Source organism: Micromonospora eburnea (assembly GCF_900090225.1).
Classification (GTDB): Bacteria; Actinomycetota; Actinomycetes; order Mycobacteriales; family Micromonosporaceae; genus Micromonospora; species Micromonospora eburnea.
In genome coordinates this window covers 1,420,502-1,437,724 of sequence record NZ_FMHY01000002.1, presented here as the reverse complement: position 1 = coordinate 1,437,724, position 17,223 = coordinate 1,420,502, and the positions used below count along the sequence as shown (strand labels likewise).

Here is a 17,223-nt window from a genome sequence, read left to right as displayed (position 1 = left end):
TCGAAATTTTTGGAACGTTCCGCGATGCTAGTCTGTTACGCCATGGCAGACAACGCCCCGGACTACGAGCTAGCCGACCGGCTGGCGCTGACCAGCCCGGATCAGGTGAAGGCCATCGGCCACCCGCTCCGTACGGTGATCCTTCAGCTCCTCCACGAGCGGGCCGCGACCGTCACCGAGCTCGCGGCCGCGGTCGAGCGCCCCAAGAGCACGGTCGCCCACCACGTGGACGTGCTTGCACGCAACGGCCTGCTCCAGGTGGTGCGTACGCGGAAGGTGCGGGCGGTCGAGGAACGCTTCTACGGGCGTACCGCACGGATGTTTTATGTGGCGGCGGAGCCCTCACCCGCCGGCCAACAGATGCCGGGCGACTTCAACGACTTCGAGGTGGCTGCACACGAGTCCGCGAAGGCGTTCGAGCAGGGAAAGCTCTGGGGTTTCATCCGACATGCGCGCATCTCCCAGGATCAGGCCGCTCAGTTCTGGGAGCAGATGGCGCAACTCGTTGATGCGTTCGACCGGATGCCGAGGTCCGGCGAAACCATGTACGGATTCGCGATGGGGATCTACCCCACCGACCATCCGACCCTGCCCGCAGCGGAGTGATAATTCGGAAGCGGAGCCCCGCATCCGGCAACCCGAAGGCATGCCTCGCGATGCGGCTTGGACCCTCCTCGGAACGCGGCCGGTGCATTGCCGTGGGCGGAGCGCTCGGATCGCCACGGCCCGCGCGTAGCCGTGGTCGGGCGTCGCCTGTCGGTCAGGTCCGTGTCCGGAACGGGGCAAGGGTGGCACGGACCTGTTCGCCCGCGCCCCAGTCGTCGTCGAACTGGGCCAGCACGGCGAGGTGTTGGCGCAGCTGAACAATCGGCATGCGGGCGCGCCAGTCACTGTCGAGGGAGGTCAGCTCCGCGTAGACCTCGAAGAACCGTCGCGCCTCGGGCGGCGGCGAGGTGGACCACACGTGGGCGAGGTCGACCTCGGCCCACATGTAGGACACGGCCGGGTCGATCACCGCGGGCTGGCCGTCCGGGGTGGCCAGGACGTTCTGTGCCCACAGGTCGCCGTGCGTCAGGCAGGCCGGCCGATCCGGCAGCAGGTCGGGCAGCCGGTGACACAGCCGTTCCAGCGCAGCCCGGTCCTCGGCGTCGAGTGCCGCCTCGACGCGGGGCTGCCCGAGCCACCGGAGCAGCCGGTGCTGCGCGAAGAACGCGAAGCCGTCGTCATCCCAGGTATTGATCTGCCGGCAGCGGCCCAGCCAGTTGTCGCGGTGCCATCCGAAGCGGGGATGGGTGGTGCTCAGGTGCAGGCGGGCGAGCGCGTGCGCGAACTGTTCCCAGAAGGTCTCGCTGCGCGGCCTCGGACACAGCACCGACAACACGAGCAGTTCCCGGTCCGCCAGGATCACCTCGGGTGTCGCCATGCCGCCGAGGTCGCGCAGGGCGGCCAGCCCTTCGGCCTCCGCGACAAAGACGTCGTCGGCCGGCGTGTCGGCGAATGCCTTGACGAACACCGACGGCGCGTCCCGACGGGTTGCTATGCCCGCGAGCGCCGCGACCCCACCCGTCGCCGGCTCCACTGTGACGACATCGCGCATCCCAGCCCGGAACAGCCCCTCCAGCAGGAACGTCGACGGCCGCATCACAACAGGCTCCTCTTGTCCGGGGTGCTCGTCAGCAAGATCTATGTGATCACAACGACCACCTCCCGAGGATCAACCTCCAGGCCAAGATCAGACGTACGAACCTTTCGTCGACGGCAGGCACCATTCCTCCTGGCCCTGGTTCGGCAACCCGGGTCCGCGTCGGCGAGGACGTTTCGGGATGCGCTCGGTGCGGAGTGAAGCCGCCCGCCTCCGCGATCCGCGCGTCAGCCCGGCAGGCGCCCAGCGCCGTCCAGGGACGGGCTCCGGCACCATCAGTCGCGCGCCCGCGCCCAGGCGATGAAGCGATGGTGCAGGTCCGGGGCGTGGTCCGGGTTGAGCTGGGCGAGCTGTTCCCGGGCCTCGGCCATCAACCCACCGAGGTAGAGCAACAACGCGGTACGGTTCCCCCGGTACTCGACGAGCAGCGACAACCGGGCCGGCTGGCAGGGCCACTCCGCACCACAGTTGCGGCACCGCCACAGCGGGCGCGTCGGGAGATGCGGGATCACCCGGCGCCCCATCACCGCACCCCCCGGCCGATCGCGCGGACTTCCTCTCCGGTCACCAGCGGCCCCCGTTCGCCCGCCACTCCTGGGCCGGCGTCAATCGCCCCGGGCGGCCAGGCTCAAGCGTGGGGAACACCCGGGTCGGCTCCCGCATCCACGCGGGCAGGTTGTTGCCCGGCTCGCGCCTCGGCAGCGTCGGCAGCCCCTTGGTCCGATGCCGGAACAGACGGGTACGCACATCGTCCTCCTCGTCCTTGGAGGGGGCCGCCCCACGTACGGGTGCGGGGCGACCCCGAGCTGGGACCCACCCCACGCTGTCCCGCGCCGAGCCGATCCGCTTGCGTGACAGTCTGGATGGGACGGCATTACCGTCGATACGCGCTCGGCCCATCCGCGCAGGTCAAGCAGACAGGTGGGCGGCCATGAGCGACCGCCGGGTAGAACCGAGCAGGAGTTGGGGGATCGATGGGAACCGCTACCAACTACGTACTGGGTGAGCTACGGCTGTTCCGGGCGACCCTCGGGCTGAGTCAGGACGACTTCGGCAGAACGATCGGCTACTCCGGGTCCCACGTGAGCTCGGTGGAAACCGGCGGCCGGCCGCCGACATGCGAGTACATGAAGGCGGTCGACGACAAGCACAAGACCGGGGGACGCTTCGGCCGCATGCTGCGTGAGCTCGGCAAGCTTGACAACACGCCCGCCTGGTTGCGTGAGTGGATCGAGTTCGAGCGCGAAGCGGCCACGCTGCGGTGGTTCGAGCTGGCCTACATCCCCGGCCTACTTCAGACCGAACGGTACGCCCGCGCCACACTGGCCGGGGGCCGGTTCGGCCCAAAGGACGTTGACCAGGCGGTGGCTTCCCGGCTGGATCGGCAGGCGATCCTGGAGCGCGAGCCTCCCCCACAACTCATCGTCGTCTTGGACGAATCCGTGCTCCGTCGGCCGGTGCTCGACCAGCCCGGGCTGATGGCCGAACAGCTTGAGCACCTTGTCGAACAGGCGAAGCGGGAACACATCCAGGTGCACGTGGTGCCCGTGGACGCCGGAATGTACCTGGGCCTGGCCGGGCAGTTCATCATCGCCGAACTGTCCGATGGCGCACGCGTGGCTCATGCGGACAACCAGCTCACCGCGCAGATCGTCGATGCACCAGCCGACATCGCTAAGCTGGCCAAGACGTGGGAGATCGTCCGGAGCGAGGCGCTCCCCCGCCGGCAGTCATTCGAGCTGATCAAGGAAGTGGCGAAGTCATGGACGTGATGACCCCACAGTGGCGAAAGTCGAGCAGGTCCGGCGGCAATGGCGGGTCATGCGTGGAGGTCGCCGACAACCTGCCGGGCGTCGTGCTGGTACGCGACACCAAGGACCCGGAGGGTGGCACCCTCCACTTCACCCCCTCTTCGTGGCGGTCCTTCGTCGAACTGGCCAGGCAGATCGGCCCCGTGGGCTGACACCCGGCAGCACTTCAACAGGTCCTCCCGTCCAGGCGGGAGGACCTGTTGGTGTTTGCACGCCATGTGATTCGAGGTGCCTGATCATGTGAGCAGAGGCGCAATGGTGCTGGTGTCCGTCGCCTCGGTATTGCTGAGAACCACGATGCGGCGACCCAGGTCCGGAATACAGCCGACGAACGCCTTGTAGCCCGCGTTGTGGCCGCTGTGGTGCCACCACCGTCGACCGTTGAGCTCACCTACGAAGACGCCGTAGCCGTAACCGCTGTCATCCGAACCCTTGCCGGTTCGCGCCTGTTCGGTCAACATCAGCGTGCGGTACGGCTCGCTCAGCAGCTGTCCGCCCTGGAGGGCATCGAGCCAGGCCAACACGTCCTTGGCTGTCGACCACACGTCTCCGGTTCCCATGCCTAACACGTCCAGTTCCCAGGTCGGCAACGGCTGGCCCTCGGCGTCGTGGCCGAGCGCCAGGTTCGGCCGCCCACCGGGCGCTCCCGCGAACGTCCTGGTCAAACCAAGGTGATCGAAGATGCGGTCTGCCAGGAAGACCCGGTAGGGCGTATCGGCGGCCCGTTCGACGACGTGCGCCAACAGCACATACCCCGGGCTGCTGTAGCTCCAGCCCTTGCCCGGCGGGTACCGAAGCGGCACCCGGTGGAAGGTCTTCAGCAGTTCGCCGGGCTCAAGCCGCCGAGCTAGGTCGATCATGGGATAGTCGTCCCAGTGGCCGAGGCCGGAGGTGTGGGTGAGCAGGTGGTGCAGCGTGATGTCTCGCCACTCCTCCGGGCAGCCGTCGATCCAGCGGCCCACGGGATCGTCAAGGGCCAGCCTGCCGTTTTCCACGAGCAGGAGCGCGGCAGCCGCGGTGAACTGCTTGCTCACAGAGGCCAGCTGATACCGCGTCTCCGTGGCGTCGTCCACGATGAAGTCGTCGCCCTGCCGTACCAGAATCTCCGCTCGGATCATGGCGCCGACCCTATGCTTTCGCGCCCGTCCGGCGTGGGCGCTGGAGTCGTCACCGGCGTACGTCGCGAACGCCAACAGGCGAGCCTGGCCCGGTCGTGCCGCTCGCTATGACACCGTGGGCGTGTCAGGCCGGGGCGGGCATCCACGGCTCGATCACCGTGGGGTCGGCAACCCCGGACTCGACCTGACGGCACTCCTCCGTGGTCAGGTTGAGTTGCCGGAGCCTGGCGCCCCACTCCGGTACCCGTTCCGGCTCCTCCAGCGCCGTCGACAGCTCGATGAGCATGGCCAGCGCCATCGCCTGCTGCACGACCGGTGCCCCTTCGCCGTGCCGGCGCAGTCCCGAGTTCAGGGCTCGGAAGGCGGCCCGGTCGTCGTTCTTGAACTCGCGCAGGATCCGCGCGTTGTCCAGAACCCGGGCAAGCCCTGGCAACTGCTTGGAGCCACCGTACTCCAACTCCGCCGGCTCGTCCCGCTGGATGAAAATGATCGAGTTTCCCGACGGGTCCGTGACGGTGAACCGTGAGGCGCCGGGCCGGTACCGCGTTATCCGAGGCAGCCCCTTTGCGAGCACCTTCCCGTACGCGCTGCGCATCGCCTCGGTGAACGCTGCATGGTACGGCGCGACCGTGTCAACCATCACCAGGCACCCGCCGGTGTTCTCCGACGGGTTCAGGTTGCTGGAGGCGTGCCCGTAGTGCAGCTCGAATCCGCGCCACCGGAACGCCAGGTACAGGTAGGGCTTCGTCTGTTCGTAGGTCACGGCGAAGCCCAGGGCGCGCCAGAAGGCCAGGGTTTCCTCCGGTGCCACACAGGGCAGCAGCGGCACGGCGATCTCGTTGGGCTGGACACCTTCGTCAAGCATCGTCGGCACCTCATCTGTTTGACAGCGCAGGCGACGCAGCAGTCTGCCAAACCCGCGACCGTCACGCACATGGCAGAACTCGACGATCGTTGCAGCGACCTGACGGAGCTGCGCTGTCGCACACGCCAATGCCGCCGGGTGCGGCTGGCACGGTTTGCTAGACGCGGGCGCGGTGGCTGGCGACGCGGGCGCGTGAGGAACAGGTGGTGGAGCAGTAGCGGCGCGGGCGTCCAGGGCTGTGCGTGGGAAAGACATGGTCGCAGCCCGGCGCCTGGCAGACGCCCAAGGGTGGCTGCTGGGTTTCGGCGACGAGGATGGCCAGGGCCATCGCCGAGGAGGCGGTGAACCACTCGCCCCAGTCGGCGTCATCGCTGCTGTCGACGTGCAAGTGCCATGGGGTGCCTTCATGTGCCGTCAGCCGCGGTGGCCGGCAGGCGGCTAGCACCTCGTTCAGTCGCGCGCATGCCTCTTCGAGTGAGCCGGCCTGGGCAACTGGGCGAAGCCGGGCGGCGGCGTCACGCAGCTGGCGAGTCTCGTCGGGCTGCAACGACGAGACCGTTTCCCCGTGGGCCGCAAGGGTGGCGCACAGGCTTGCGTCATCAGTGTCGGCCGCGTTCATCACGTCAGCGCAGCGCCGTACGGCGGCTTCCGCCCCTGTCTTGAACATCGCCATGCCACCAGTCTATGTAACGTAATAGGCGTGACAAACCGTTACACGGTCATGGCGCCGCTCGGCGCACTCATGGCACGCACCGGGGACGAGATGGCCGGCACGGCGGTCCTCCTGTTCGCCTACGGCGGGTCCTCCCCCGATGACGGCGCCGCCGTGTTCGGGCTCCTTGCCGTCGCCGCAGCGGTGGGCGGCCCTCTGCTGGGGGTCTGGCTGGACCGGGCTCGGTCCAGTGGCCCCCTGGCCCTGTCCCTGGCATCGTTCACGGTCGGGCTGGCGGCGGTCGGGGTCGCGCTGCATCAAGGGCACGAAGGACTGGCCATGGTGGTCGCAGTCCTGGCCGGCCTCTTCGGGCCGGCCGTCGCGGGCGGCTGGTCGGCATCGCTCACCGACCCCGATGCCGCCCGGGCACAGCGGTTGGCCGTCTTCGACGCGAGCTCCTACAGCCTCGCCGGGTTGGTCAGCCCGGCCCTCGCCGGTGCCGCGTACGCGATCGTGGGGTCGAACGCGCCGCTGGTCCTGACTCTTCTCCTACTCGGGGCAGGCACCGTGTGCGCGCCCTTCGCACGCGTCCTCCGTCACGAGAACTCAGACGAGGACGCTCGTCAGTCTCATCCCTTGGCCGACCTGCGCCGAGGCATCGCCGCGATCACGCATCAGCCCAGGCTGCGGGCCGCGACCGTGTCGTCGTGCGTGGCCTTCTTCGGCTTCGGCCTGTTCGCTGTCCTCGTCCCCGCGATCGGGCAGGAGCAATTCGGCAGCCCCGCTGCCGGATCGATCCTGCTGGTTGTCCTGGCCGTAGCAGCTCTGGCATCGAATGCTCTCCTCGATCGACGTGGAGCGCTGCACCGTCCGGGACGGGTCCTGACCTGGGCCACCGTGCTGGTCGGACTCGGCATCGCGATCGCGGCGGCCGGGCACCCGGTCACCACGATCCTTGCCGCCGTTGTCATCGGCGCGGGTGACGGACCCCAGCTCGCCGGGCTGATCCAGATCCGCCACCAGGAGGCATCCGCCCACCTGCGTACCCAGATCTTCACGACCGGGGCCAGCCTCAAAATCACCGCCTCAGGCATCGGCGCACTGGCCGCGGCTTCCCTCATGCACGCCGGCCTGGCCGTCGCACTCCTCACGGCTGCCGCCGCTCACCTCGTCGCGGCCTACGTCGCCAGCAAGGCCGGCGACCACTCGGGCGAGCCAGTGCATCTCTAGGCACCGACGGTGAGCCTGTCGAGTTCACGGAGTTCAGCGGCGGCTTCCACCCGCCGGGGGCTGTTCAGCTCGCCGAGCGTGTCCCGGGCCGTGAGCAGGACTTCGCGGGCCTCGTCGTAGCGGGCCAGCCGGCGGAGCACGAGCCCGAGGTCCAGCCGGGCTGGTTCGCTCCAGGCGAGCATGTTCGCGGCCTCGAAACCGGCCAGGGCCTGCCGGAGCATCGCCTCGGCGTCGGTCCAGCGGCCCAGCGCCGCGAGGTCGTTGCCAAGGCACTGCCAGGCGACCGCAAGGTACAACGCGATCAGCTCGGGGGACAGTCCCGGCATCCCGGCGCGGCAGCTGGCTTCGCTTCGTCGGTGGATGGTCAGGGCGTCCTCGGCGCAACCACGCTGGCGCAGGTAGTTACCCAGGGTGTTCAGGGTCGACAGTTCGGCGAGGCGGCCCTGGAGGGAGGTCTGGCCGCTGAGGCAGGCAGCCGCGTCCTGGAGCCGGCCAATGGACTCGTCGACCCGGCCGATCCGGTGCAGCGCCGCCGCTCCGTAAGCCAGCGCCCAGCCCATCTGGAGCTGGTCGTCGATCTCGCGGGCCACCACCAGCGCCGTGTCTGCGGCCTCCAGGGCGGCGTGATGGTCGTAGACGCAGATGTTGTAGGCCCAGGCGAGATAGTTGAGGTGCACAGCCTCGTTGTGCCTGCTGCCCAGGGCTCGGGCCGCGTCGACGGCGCGCCGGAAGACCTCCACCCACAGCTCCCAGTGCTGGTTGAGGTCGGAGAACCAGTGCATCGCCTCAGCCATGTCGATGACCTGCTGGTGCCACCCGGTGGCCTGGGCCCGGCGCAGGGCCGCGAGCCACTGGGCGCGCTCGGCCTCCAACCACTCGCGGGCCTTCTCGCGGCTAGCGGGTGCGCTGGCGGGATCGGGGTCACCGCCGGGTGGGTCCTGGTGGCGGTCGGCGTCGAAACGGAGTGCTGCGGCGGTGGCCCGGCGCAACATCCACCGGGCAGCCCGGTCCTGGGCCGCGTCGCACGCCTCGGTGCCGTCCTCCACGGCCAACTGCTCGGCGGCGAACAGCTTGAGGAGGTCGTGGAACTGGTAACGCTCGACGGTGGGCCGGGGCAGCAGGAGCCCGGCATCCACCAGTTCCTCGGCGCACAGCGCCGCCTGGCGGATCGGTAGATCGGCCAGCAGGGCGGCGCTCTCCGGGCTGAAGTCGGGGCCGGCGGCCAGTGCGGCACGCCGCAGCAGGGTCCTGGTGGCCGGGGCCAGTTGCCGGTACGAGAGGGCGAAGGCGGCCCGTACCCGCAGGCCGCCGGCCTGGAGCGCGTCCAGCCGACGCTCTTCATCGGCGAGTTGGGCGACCAGCTTGCTGACGCGTTCGTGGGGCCTGCCGGCGAGGCGCTGCCCGGCGATCCGGACGGCCAACGGTAGGTGCCCGCACAGTTCCGCGAGATCGCGGGCCGCCTGCGTCTCCTGCTGGACCCGCTCCGCGCCGATGATGCGGGTCAGCAGTTCGACCGCTTCCTCGCGCCGCAGCAACGCCAGTTCGATGCGGTGGACCGATTCCAGGCCCGCCAGCGCATGGCGGCTGGTGACGATCGTCAGCGAGCCGCCGTTGCCGGGAAGCAGCGGGCGAACCTGATCCTCGTGGGCCGCGTTGTCCAGCAGAAGCAGTAGGCGCCGGTCGCGGACGATCGAACGAAACAGGCCCGACCGGTCGTCCACGCCGCCGGGGATGGCGCTCTCGGCCACACCCACCGCCCGCAGCAGGCGGGCGAGCGCATCGCGCGGGGTGGTGGGCTCCGGGTCCATGCCGTGCAGGTCGAGGGCGAACTGTCCGTCCGGGAAGTGCGGTGCGAGCGCATGGGCGGCGCGTACGCCGAAAGAGGTCTTGCCGAGGCCAGGCGGCCCCGAGATCAGCGCAACCGTGGGCCGGACGAGGTCGGTCTTCCCGGCCAGCGCGCGCAGTTTGGCCAGAGCCGCCTCACGAGCGGTGAAGTCCTCGATGTCACGCGGCAGGGCCAGGCCATGGTGAGCCGTCGGCGCAGCGCTCCGCCGGCGAGGGCGGCCTGCCTGGGCGGCCCGCTCCAGCTTCTCCGTGTCAGCGGCGTCCAGTCCCAGTCCCTCGGCCAGAGCGCGTACGGTGCGCCGCTGCGGGCCCCGGGACCGGCCGCGTTCCAGGTCCGCGAGCGCGCGGAGGCTCACTCCGGTGGCGTGGGACAGCTCCTCCTGCGTGAGCCTGGCCCGCGAGCGCAGGCTGAGCAGCAGTTGCCCGAACTCCCCCACGGCCGGCGAAGCAACGCCCACGTTGGAATCCCCCGATCGGTGCGACTCGGCGGGCAGCCAAGCCAGGCGGCAGAAGTATGACGAGAGCTATTTCTGCCGGCACAACCGCCTGGTGTCCAATCCGCTCACGGTGATCTTGTAGAGGGCCCGGCTGCCAGCAGGGCGGCGCCGTCACGCGCCCACCTGACAACCGGGGTTACGGGCATCGGAGGACTGCCCACCGACTGCCGACGCCGAAACAGAGGGAAACCCACATTGTCAGCTCGCCGCCTTGCCGCCAGCGTCATTCTCACCGCCGCCGCCCTCGCGCTCAGTGCCTGCGGTCCCGAGGAGACGACGGCATCCGGCCACACCCCCTCCGCTGACACCGGTGCAGCGGCCACCTCGCCCACTGCGCCGAGCAGCGCAGCAGAAACCGGGCAGCCCAGCGCCCCTGGCGCCACGCCATCGCATGACTCCCAGCCGGCTCCGGCTGATGACTGTACGGCCAGGGCCGAGCAACCAGGGCACAAGGTGATCAACGCGGTGAGTGCCTGGGGCTCCCCGAACCGGATTGGGGCCAACGAGACCAGGTTCGTCTGCGGACCGGACGTGCCGAACGACGGCCACTACGTAGCCACCGTGTCGAGCCCTGACGCCTACGAGTTCGCAGCCGGCGCCACCGCACAGCTGTTCGTCGGAGTTCAGACCCAGGACGTCACCGTCGACGTCCTGCTCCAGCACATCAACACCTGCACCCAGAACCCCAACAGCATGAAGCCGTACAGCTGCTACGGCAACATGTACGACCTCACCCTCGACGCCTCCGGAAAGATCACTCAGATCCGCGAGCTGTACCACCCCTAAGGTCACGAGCAGCCGGGAGGCGATCTCATCTCCCGGCTCGTCCAGGCTCCGGTTGACCGACCCGCCCCGGATGCCGGAGCCGGACGGAGTGCCACTCACCACGACTAATTCCGTTGCCACACCGGCTACGCCGGCCGCATCCTTGAGCCTGTGACCAGGCCCGATCGCGACGGGCCCACCGCCGGGCGCTCGGCAACGCCCGGCCCGCGACGGCGTGGGGTGTCCACCTCTCTCTCACTGATACGGCGGTTCGCCGTACCCTCCGGGCACCCCGCGCCGGCGCTCCATCAATGGACGGACCGCGCAACTCGCAGGAGCGAGCTGACCCAACCCAACGCCCAGGCCCAGCAGTCGCTGCTCCCGGCCACCCTTCTCGTGGTGACAGGTGAACGCGCTCGTCACGGTCCGCCGCCGGATCTCGCTCCCGGCTGCACCAGGCCGGATTCGTAGGCGTAGACGACGGCCTGCACCCGGTCGCGCAGGTCGAGTTTGGCCAGTATCCGGCTGATATGCGTCTTGACTGTGCCTTCGGTCACGTAGATGCGCGCCGCGATCTCGCTGTTCGACAGCCCGCAGGCGACCAGTGCCAGGACCTCTCGTTCCCGGTCGGTGAGCAGGCCAGCGGCGGCGGGCGGCACGAGCGGTGTGGGCGCGGTGCCCACATAGCGCTCCAGCAGGCGCCGCGTCACACTCGGCGCCACCACCGCGTCGCCGCGTGCCACCACCCGAATGGCCGAGAGCAGGTCAGCGGCGAGAGTGTCCTTGAGTAGAAAGCCGCTGGCGCCGGCCCGCAGCGAGGCGTAGACGTACTCGTCGAGGTCGAACGTGGTCAGCATCAGGATCCGCACCCGGCCGGTGCCGTCCGCGCAGATGCGACGGGTTGCCTCGACGCCGTCGACCTCCGGCATCCGCACGTCCATAAGCACGATGTCCGGCTGAAGTTCCCGCGCCAGCGTCGCCGCCCGCGCGCCGTCACCTGCCTCGCCGACCACCTCCATGTCCGGCGTGTTCTCCAGGATCATCCGGAAACCGGTGCGGACCAACGCCTGGTCGTCGGCGATGAGCACCTTGATCATTCGTCCCGCTCCTCGATGGGCAGCCGGGCCCGCACCACGAAACCCCCGTCAGGTCCAGGACCGGCGCTGAGCCGGCCGCCGAGCAGCGTCACCCGGTGGTCCATGCCGCGCAGCCCGTTGCCGCCGGCATCGACGCCGATCGCGCCCCCGTCGGTGGCGTTCGTGCCCTGACCGTCGTCGCTGACCTCGATGCGTAGCTCAGTGTTCGAATAGCAGATCACAACGTCGGCGCTCGCCCCGGCGTCGGCGTGCTTCATGACGTTCGTCAGCGCTTCCTGAACGATGCGATAGCCGGACAGGTCCACGGCCGAGGGCAGCTCCACGGGCGTGCCGTCCACCCGCAGCCGTACCGGCGTGCCGGCGCGCCGCACCCGAGTGAGCAGGCTGGGTAGCTGGGCGAGCCCCGGCTGAGGATGCCAGGCGTCATCCACCTCGCCGAGCGCGGCGAGCACCCGGCGCATGTCCGCCAGCGAATCACGGCCGGTCTTCACGATCGTACGCAACGCGCTGCGTGTGTCGGCGGGCCGGTTGTCCAGCGCGGCGTCGGCGCCCTGTGCCTGAATGACCATCAGCGACAGACCGTGCGCCACCACGTCGTGCAGCTCTCGACTGATCCTCCCGCGCTCCGCGGCCACCGCCAGCGCCGCCCGCTGGTCCCGTTCCCGCTCCAGATCCGCGGCCCGCGCGTGCAACTGCCGGACGTACTCGCGTCGGGTGCGGGTGCCGGAGCCGACCGCCCACGCGGCGAACAGCACCGAGCCGAGCACCGCCAGCGGGCTCCACGTGTTCGAACTCTCCGCCCGGCTGACGACGCCACCCCCGTCGCGTCCGTCCGGGCCGACGTGGTGCATCACCTCGACGGAGAACGTCGGCAGCCCGTTGATCGGACGCCCCAGGCGCTCGTCGGTCAGGCACCAGACAGCGACGACCAGCAGCAGGCCGGACAACGCGGCCAGCGACACGCGGCGCCGGCAGCGGGCCGCGACCGTGCCGAGCAGCACCACCACGGCCAGATCCACCACCATCGGCATCACCATCAGCGCCAGGTGCACCGCCGTGGCCAGCGCGCAGACGACAAGCATCGGCAGCGGCCAGCGTCGGCGCAACGCGACGCCGGCCAGCGCCAGCGCCGTCCCCGTCCACCACCCCCACGTCACGGCGGCGCCACCCCACCCGCCGTCGGGCAGCGCCGCGGCGACCGTACGTACCGTCGCGACGGGATTGTTCACCGGCAGGCACACCGCGAGCAGGCCGACCGCCAGCGCCGTATCCCGCACCAGCGGCCCGGGTATCCAGCCGCGCAGCGCCTGCCTCAGCATCGCGATCACGGTCATGATCCCGCGAGTCTAGGGACAGCGAATGTGCTGCCGCGTCTGTCGTACGGCAGACGCCACCGTCTGTCGCAGGACAGACGCGGGTAGCGGCAGGCCGGCCGCAGAGTGGGCGCATGACGCGACAGGAACCAGTGCGATCCCTGACCAGCCGGCCGGTGGGCCGGCGCTCGCTACTCGGGCTGCTGGGCGCGGCCCCGATAGCCGTCGGCGGCGCGTGGGCGCTGTCCGGCTCCGCCGACACCGCCGCCGCGGCAGCCGCCGGCTCCGGTTCCGGCGCCTCGCCGGTGCCGGCCGAGCTGCGGCCCGGCGGCCAACTCGACCAGCTCCTGGCGCAGATGGCGGCCCAGGACACCTTCTCCGGCACCGTGCTGATCGTCGACGGCCAGCGCCGGGTGGTGACCCGCTCCTACGGCATGGCCGACCAGGCGAAGTCCGTCCCGAACACCGACAACACCATCTTCTGCCTCGGGTCGGTGACCAAGATGTTCACGGCCGTGGCGGTGGCACAGCTCGTCCAGCAGGGCAAGGTCGCGTTCGACCGGAAGCTGGGCGCCTATGTGGACGGCTTTCCCTCCGCCGTCGCCGACAACGTGACCATCCACCAGCTACTCACCCACACCTCCGGCATGGGCGACTACTTCGGCATCGACGGCTACTTCACCGAGGCGGCCAAGTGGAATAGCGCCGAGCAGGTCATGGAGGGAACGCTGGGCTTCATCCGCGACGCGCCGCTGCGCTTCACGCCCGGAACCAGTCATGAGTACAGCAACTCCGGCTTCGCCACCCTCGGAGCAGTCGTGGCGCAGGTCTCGGGACAGTCGTACTACGACTACATCCGGCAGCACGTCTTCGGTCCGGCCGGCATGACCAGCTCGGACTTCTACACCAAGCCGCAGTGGCAGGCCGACCGGCGCATCGCCCACCCCTACACCAGGCAGCCTTCCGGCCAGCGCGTCGACATCGTGGACCAGCGGCCGTTGTTCATCGGGCGTCCCGACGGCGACGCCTTCGCCTCCGCGCCGGACCTGGTCCGCTTCGCCCGGGCGCTGCTCGACGGCGCACTGCTCAACCCCGTCTACACCGAGCTGGTGCTCAGCCCGAAGTACCCGGTAGCCACGTTGCCGGCGAAGCCCGGGGAGCCGGGCAAGCCCCCGCTGCCGGCGAAGTCCATCTACCAGGCGTACGGCCTGTTCCAGAATCTCGTCAACGGCAAGTGGGCGGCCGGGCACAACGGCGGCAACGCCGGCATCTCGGCCAACATCGAGTGGTACCCGCACACGCGCTGGATCGCGGTGAAGCTCAGCAACTACGACCCCGAGGACACGATGCCCATCGACGCCACCATCCAGCGCATCCTCACCCAGTAGCCAGTTGTGAGAAGGGAACCCTGCTATACCGCAGGCGTTAACAGGGGGCCCCTCCTTACGCCTCCAGCAGCAGGGAGATGCCCTGGCCGACGCCGATGCACATCGTCGCCAGGGCCCGCCGGCCGCCCCGACGGCGCAGCTCCAACGCGGCGGTGAGCGCCAGCCGGGCGCCGCTGGCGCCGAGCGGGTGGCCGAGCGCGATCGCGCCGCCGTTCGGGTTCACGTGCTCGGCGTCCTCGGGCAGCCCCAGCTCGCGCAGCACCGCCACGGACTGGGCGGCGAACGCCTCGTTCAGCTCGATCACGTCGACGTCGGCCAGGCCGAGGCCGTGCCGGTCGAGCAGCTTGCGGGTGGCCGGCACCGGGCCGATCCCCATGATCCGGGGCGGCACGCCGGCCGCCGCCGCGCCGGTCACCCGGGCGAGCGGGGTGAGGTCGTACCGGGCGACGGCCGCCTCGGAGGCGACCAGCAGTGCCACCGCGCCGTCGTTGACGCCGGAGGAGTTGCCGGCGGTCACCGTGCCGCCGTCGCGGAACGGGGTGGGCAGCGCGGCGAGCTTCGCAAGCGTGGTCTCCCGGGGGTGCTCGTCGACCTCGACCAGCTTCGTCTCCCGCTTACCGGCCGGCACGGTCACCGGCACGATCTCCTCGGCCAGCCGGCCGTCGGCCTGTGCCTTCGCGGCGCGCTGCTGGGAGCGGTACGCGAACTCGTCCTGCGCGGCCCGGTCGATGCCGAACTCGGCGGCCACGTTCTCCGCCGTCTCCGGCATCGAGTCGATGCCCCAGCCCCGCTTCATCAGCGGGTTGACCAGCCGCCAGCCGATGGTGGTGTCGTAGACCTCGGCCGTACGGGAGAACGCGGTGGTCGCCTTCGGCATGACGAGGGGGGCCCGGCTCATGCTCTCCACCCCGCCGGCCACCACCAGGTCGGCCTCACCGGCCACGATCGACCGGGCGGCCATGGCGAGGGCGTCCAGGCCGGAGCCGCAGAGCCGGTTGACCGTGCTGCCCGGCACCTCCTCGGGCAGCCCGGCGAGCAGCGCCGCCATCCGGGCCACGTTGCGGTTGTCCTCGCCGGCCTGGTTGGCGCAGCCGAGGATCACGTCGTCGGTGCGGGCCCAGTCCACCTTCGGGTGGCGGGCGACCAGCTCACGGATCACATGCGCGGCCAGGTCGTCGGGGCGTACCCCGGCGAGGGCGCCGGCGTAGCGGCCGATCGGGGTACGGACTCCGGCCACGAGATATGCCACGGTCATCGGCGCGCGTCCTCCGGGGGTGGGAAGGGGCTGGCGGCGCCCGCCGGGTCACGGGGACGCCCGGCGCCAGGATATCCACGCCCGGAACGGATAGGTTGACGGCATGGCTCGGGCTCAGTTCGGCGCAGAGACCTCCGGCGGCGGCGCGTTCGTCCGCCAGCCCAACCGGTTCACCGGTCGGGTCACCCCGCACTCCACCTCGCCCGAGGGCGGCGGCCCCGACGAGCAGGACCGCTGGCCGCTGGAGGCCGGCCGGTACCGGTTGATCTGGTGCCGGGCCTGCCCGTGGGCGCACCGGGCCCGGATCGTGCGCAGCCTGCTCGGCCTGGAGGACGTGATCTCGCTGGGCACCGTCGACCCGATCCGGGACGAGCGCGGCTGGCGGTTCACCCTCGACCAGGACGGCTTCGACCCGGTGCTGGGGATCAGTTTCCTCTCCGAGGCGTATCTGGCGACCGACCCGGACTACCAGGGGCGGGTGACCGTGCCGGCGCTGGTCGACACCCGGACGGGGCGGGTGGTGACCAACGACTATCCGCAGCTCACCCTGGATCTGATCACCGAGTGGCGGCGGTTCCACAAGCCGGGTGCGCCGGACCTCTACCCGGTCGAGCTGCGTCCGGAGATGGACGCGCTGATGGCGGAGGTCCACCGGGACGTCAACAACGGGGTCTACCGGTGCGGCTTCGCCACCTCGCAGCAGGCGTACGACGAGGCGTACACGACGCTCTTCGCCCGGCTGGACGCGCTGTCGGAGCGCCTGTCCGGGCGGCGCTACCTGATGGGCGACCAGATCACCGAGGCGGATGTGCGGCTGTTCACCACGCTGGTCCGCTTCGACGTGGCGTACCACGGGCACTTCAAGTGCAACCGGCAGAAGCTCACCGAGATGCCGGTGCTCTGGGCGTACGCCCGGGACCTGTTCCAGACTCCCGGCTTCGGCGAGACGGTGGACTTCGACCACATCAAGCGGCACTACTACGCCACCCACGAGATGATCAACCCGACCCGGATCGTGCCGCTCGGTCCGGACCTGCACGGCTGGACCACGCCGCACGGGCGTGGCTGAGCCGGGCGTCGCCCGGGCCGTCGCCGCGTCGGCCGCCGCCGGCTGCGTGGTGGCCGGCACGGTCGCGGTGACGGTCGCCGTGGTCGCCGGTCCAGGTCCGGGTCTGACCGGGTACGTCAGCGAGGCCGGCATCACCGCCAGCGGGTACGCCGGGACGTACCGGATCGGGGTGTTCGCGCTGGCGGCGGCGCTGCTGCTGCTCGCGGTGGCGCTGCCTCCGGCGCTGGAGCCGGCGGCGGCGCTGCTCGCCGTCGGCGGTGGCTGCACGGCGCTCTCCGGCGCGGTGACGTGCAGCGCCGGCTGCCCGCTGCCGCCGTTCGAGGCGGCCACGGTGGCCGACCTGGTGCACGGCGGGTCGAGCGTGGCGGCCACCGCCGCGGCGGTCTTCGCGATGCTGGCCCTGGCCTTCGCCCCGGCGGCGGGCCGGCCGCTGCGCCGGATCGCCCGGGGCGGCGCGGCGCTGGCCGTGCCGCTGTCCGCGGCGATCGCCCTGGCCATGCTGACCGTGGGGCGCGGCAGCGTGGTGGGGGTGCTGGAGCGGTTGTTACTGCTGGTCGTCGCCGGTTGGGGCCTGGCCACCGCGACCGCCCTCGGGTTGGCCCGCCGATCGTGACGATCGGATCACCGTGCGATGAACCGGCCCTGTAAGGATCGTCACGGTCGCCGCTCCTTCCAC

The 17,223-nt window shown here is 70.4% G+C and carries 18 protein-coding genes; 8 read left to right on the top strand and 10 right to left on the bottom strand.

The window, feature by feature from the left end:
• The first annotated feature begins 42 nt into the window (after positions 1-42).
• Positions 43-606: an ArsR/SmtB family transcription factor gene (locus GA0070604_RS06860; protein WP_091126947.1), complete on the top strand. Its 564-nt coding sequence runs from the start codon at positions 43-45 to the stop codon at positions 604-606.
• Positions 607-760: 154 nt separating this feature from the next.
• Here the strand turns inward: GA0070604_RS06860 and GA0070604_RS06855 are convergent, their stop codons facing one another.
• From GA0070604_RS06855 to GA0070604_RS06845, 3 genes are all read right to left on the bottom strand, one after another.
• Positions 761-1,642: a fructosamine kinase family protein gene (locus GA0070604_RS06855; protein WP_091115958.1), complete on the bottom strand. Its 882-nt coding sequence runs from the start codon at positions 1,640-1,642 to the stop codon at positions 761-763.
• 275 nt (positions 1,643-1,917) lie between these two features.
• Positions 1,918-2,166, bottom strand: coding sequence for a flavin reductase (locus tag GA0070604_RS06850; RefSeq protein WP_091115954.1), 249 nt, complete (start codon positions 2,164-2,166; stop codon positions 1,918-1,920).
• Positions 2,167-2,206: 40 nt separating this feature from the next.
• Positions 2,207-2,389, bottom strand: coding sequence for a hypothetical protein (locus GA0070604_RS06845; protein WP_091115950.1), 183 nt, complete (start codon positions 2,387-2,389; stop codon positions 2,207-2,209).
• A 227-nt stretch (positions 2,390-2,616) separates the two neighbouring features.
• On the opposite strand from GA0070604_RS06845, the gene GA0070604_RS06840 reads away from it, so the two are divergent.
• Both GA0070604_RS06840 and GA0070604_RS06835 read left to right on the top strand, forming a co-directional pair.
• Entirely contained in the window at positions 2,617-3,414 is a 798-nt protein-coding gene (locus GA0070604_RS06840) for a helix-turn-helix domain-containing protein (RefSeq protein ID WP_091115947.1), read from the top strand.
• Entirely contained in the window at positions 3,405-3,605 is a 201-nt protein-coding gene (locus GA0070604_RS06835; protein WP_091115943.1) for a DUF397 domain-containing protein, read from the top strand. Before GA0070604_RS06840 ends, GA0070604_RS06835 begins: the two co-directional genes overlap by 10 nt.
• 84 nt (positions 3,606-3,689) lie before the next feature.
• Here the strand turns inward: GA0070604_RS06835 and GA0070604_RS06830 are convergent, their stop codons facing one another.
• The 3 genes from GA0070604_RS06830 to GA0070604_RS06820 form a co-directional block, all read right to left on the bottom strand.
• A complete protein-coding gene (locus GA0070604_RS06830) occupies positions 3,690-4,526 on the bottom strand; it encodes a serine hydrolase (RefSeq protein ID WP_091126946.1) in 837 nt (278 codons plus the stop codon).
• Between the two features lie 169 nt (positions 4,527-4,695).
• Positions 4,696-5,436, bottom strand: a complete 741-nt coding sequence (locus tag GA0070604_RS06825; protein WP_091115939.1) for a VOC family protein — start codon at positions 5,434-5,436, stop codon at positions 4,696-4,698.
• Positions 5,437-5,593: 157 nt separating this feature from the next.
• A complete protein-coding gene (locus GA0070604_RS06820) occupies positions 5,594-6,109 on the bottom strand; it encodes a CGNR zinc finger domain-containing protein (protein WP_091115935.1) in 516 nt (171 codons plus the stop codon).
• Between the two features lie 48 nt (positions 6,110-6,157).
• On the opposite strand from GA0070604_RS06820, the gene GA0070604_RS06815 reads away from it, so the two are divergent.
• Positions 6,158-7,318 (top strand): MFS transporter, encoded by a 1,161-nt coding sequence (locus GA0070604_RS06815; RefSeq protein WP_091115931.1) that lies wholly within the window; start codon positions 6,158-6,160, stop codon positions 7,316-7,318.
• Here GA0070604_RS06815 and GA0070604_RS06810 read toward each other — a convergent pair.
• Positions 7,315-9,621 carry a helix-turn-helix domain-containing protein gene (locus GA0070604_RS06810; RefSeq protein WP_091115928.1) on the bottom strand — a complete coding sequence of 769 codons (2,307 nt, stop codon included), beginning with the start codon at positions 9,619-9,621 and terminating at the stop codon, positions 7,315-7,317. The two genes, GA0070604_RS06815 and GA0070604_RS06810, sit on opposite strands and share 4 nt — an antisense overlap.
• Before the next feature lie 504 nt (positions 9,622-10,125).
• On the opposite strand from GA0070604_RS06810, the gene GA0070604_RS32275 reads away from it, so the two are divergent.
• The gene (locus GA0070604_RS32275) at positions 10,126-10,446 is read left to right on the top strand and encodes a hypothetical protein (protein WP_167363405.1); all 321 of its coding nucleotides are present in this window, start codon (positions 10,126-10,128) and stop codon (positions 10,444-10,446) included.
• 398 nt (positions 10,447-10,844) lie between these two features.
• Here the strand turns inward: GA0070604_RS32275 and GA0070604_RS06800 are convergent, their stop codons facing one another.
• Positions 10,845-11,522, bottom strand: coding sequence for a response regulator (locus tag GA0070604_RS06800; protein ID WP_091115922.1), 678 nt, complete (start codon positions 11,520-11,522; stop codon positions 10,845-10,847).
• Positions 11,519-12,856, bottom strand: a complete 1,338-nt coding sequence (locus tag GA0070604_RS06795; RefSeq protein ID WP_208601980.1) for a sensor histidine kinase — start codon at positions 12,854-12,856, stop codon at positions 11,519-11,521. Before GA0070604_RS06795 ends, GA0070604_RS06800 begins: the two co-directional genes overlap by 4 nt.
• Positions 12,857-12,969: 113 nt before the next feature.
• Between GA0070604_RS06795 and GA0070604_RS06790 the strand changes: the two genes are divergently transcribed.
• Positions 12,970-14,223 (top strand): serine hydrolase domain-containing protein, encoded by a 1,254-nt coding sequence (locus GA0070604_RS06790; RefSeq protein WP_091115918.1) that lies wholly within the window; start codon positions 12,970-12,972, stop codon positions 14,221-14,223.
• 55 nt (positions 14,224-14,278) lie between these two features.
• On the opposite strand, the gene pcaF is transcribed toward GA0070604_RS06790, so the two are convergent.
• Complete coding sequence (gene pcaF, locus GA0070604_RS06785) at positions 14,279-15,478, bottom strand: 3-oxoadipyl-CoA thiolase (protein ID WP_091115915.1); 1,200 nt, start codon at positions 15,476-15,478, stop codon at positions 14,279-14,281.
• Positions 15,479-15,581: 103 nt separating this feature from the next.
• Between pcaF and GA0070604_RS06780 the strand changes: the two genes are divergently transcribed.
• Positions 15,582-16,547: a glutathione S-transferase family protein gene (locus tag GA0070604_RS06780; protein WP_091115911.1), complete on the top strand. Its 966-nt coding sequence runs from the start codon at positions 15,582-15,584 to the stop codon at positions 16,545-16,547.
• Positions 16,540-17,160, top strand: coding sequence for a DUF998 domain-containing protein (locus GA0070604_RS06775; protein ID WP_091115907.1), 621 nt, complete (start codon positions 16,540-16,542; stop codon positions 17,158-17,160). Before GA0070604_RS06780 ends, GA0070604_RS06775 begins: the two co-directional genes overlap by 8 nt.
• Positions 17,161-17,223 lie beyond the last annotated feature (63 nt).

Bases quoted from the DNA above. Each gene is read 5' to 3' on its own strand.
- GA0070604_RS06860 (WP_091126947.1), top strand. From the start codon at position 43: ATGGCAGACAACGCCCCGGACTACGAGCTAGCCGACCGGCTGGCGCTG.
- GA0070604_RS06855 (WP_091115958.1), bottom strand. From the start codon at position 1,642: ATGCGGCCGTCGACGTTCCTGCTGGAGGGGCTGTTCCGGGCTGGGATG.
- GA0070604_RS06850 (WP_091115954.1), bottom strand. From the start codon at position 2,166: ATGGGGCGCCGGGTGATCCCGCATCTCCCGACGCGCCCGCTGTGGCGG.
- GA0070604_RS06840 (WP_091115947.1), top strand. From the start codon at position 2,617: ATGGGAACCGCTACCAACTACGTACTGGGTGAGCTACGGCTGTTCCGG.
- GA0070604_RS06835 (WP_091115943.1), top strand. From the start codon at position 3,405: ATGGACGTGATGACCCCACAGTGGCGAAAGTCGAGCAGGTCCGGCGGC.
- GA0070604_RS06825 (WP_091115939.1), bottom strand. From the start codon at position 5,436: ATGCTTGACGAAGGTGTCCAGCCCAACGAGATCGCCGTGCCGCTGCTG.
- GA0070604_RS06820 (WP_091115935.1), bottom strand. From the start codon at position 6,109: ATGGCGATGTTCAAGACAGGGGCGGAAGCCGCCGTACGGCGCTGCGCT.
- GA0070604_RS06815 (WP_091115931.1), top strand. From the start codon at position 6,158: ATGGCGCCGCTCGGCGCACTCATGGCACGCACCGGGGACGAGATGGCC.
- GA0070604_RS06800 (WP_091115922.1), bottom strand. From the start codon at position 11,522: ATGATCAAGGTGCTCATCGCCGACGACCAGGCGTTGGTCCGCACCGGT.
- GA0070604_RS06795 (WP_208601980.1), bottom strand. From the start codon at position 12,856: ATGACCGTGATCGCGATGCTGAGGCAGGCGCTGCGCGGCTGGATACCC.
- GA0070604_RS06790 (WP_091115918.1), top strand. From the start codon at position 12,970: ATGACGCGACAGGAACCAGTGCGATCCCTGACCAGCCGGCCGGTGGGC.
- pcaF (WP_091115915.1), bottom strand. From the start codon at position 15,478: ATGACCGTGGCATATCTCGTGGCCGGAGTCCGTACCCCGATCGGCCGC.
- GA0070604_RS06780 (WP_091115911.1), top strand. From the start codon at position 15,582: ATGGCTCGGGCTCAGTTCGGCGCAGAGACCTCCGGCGGCGGCGCGTTC.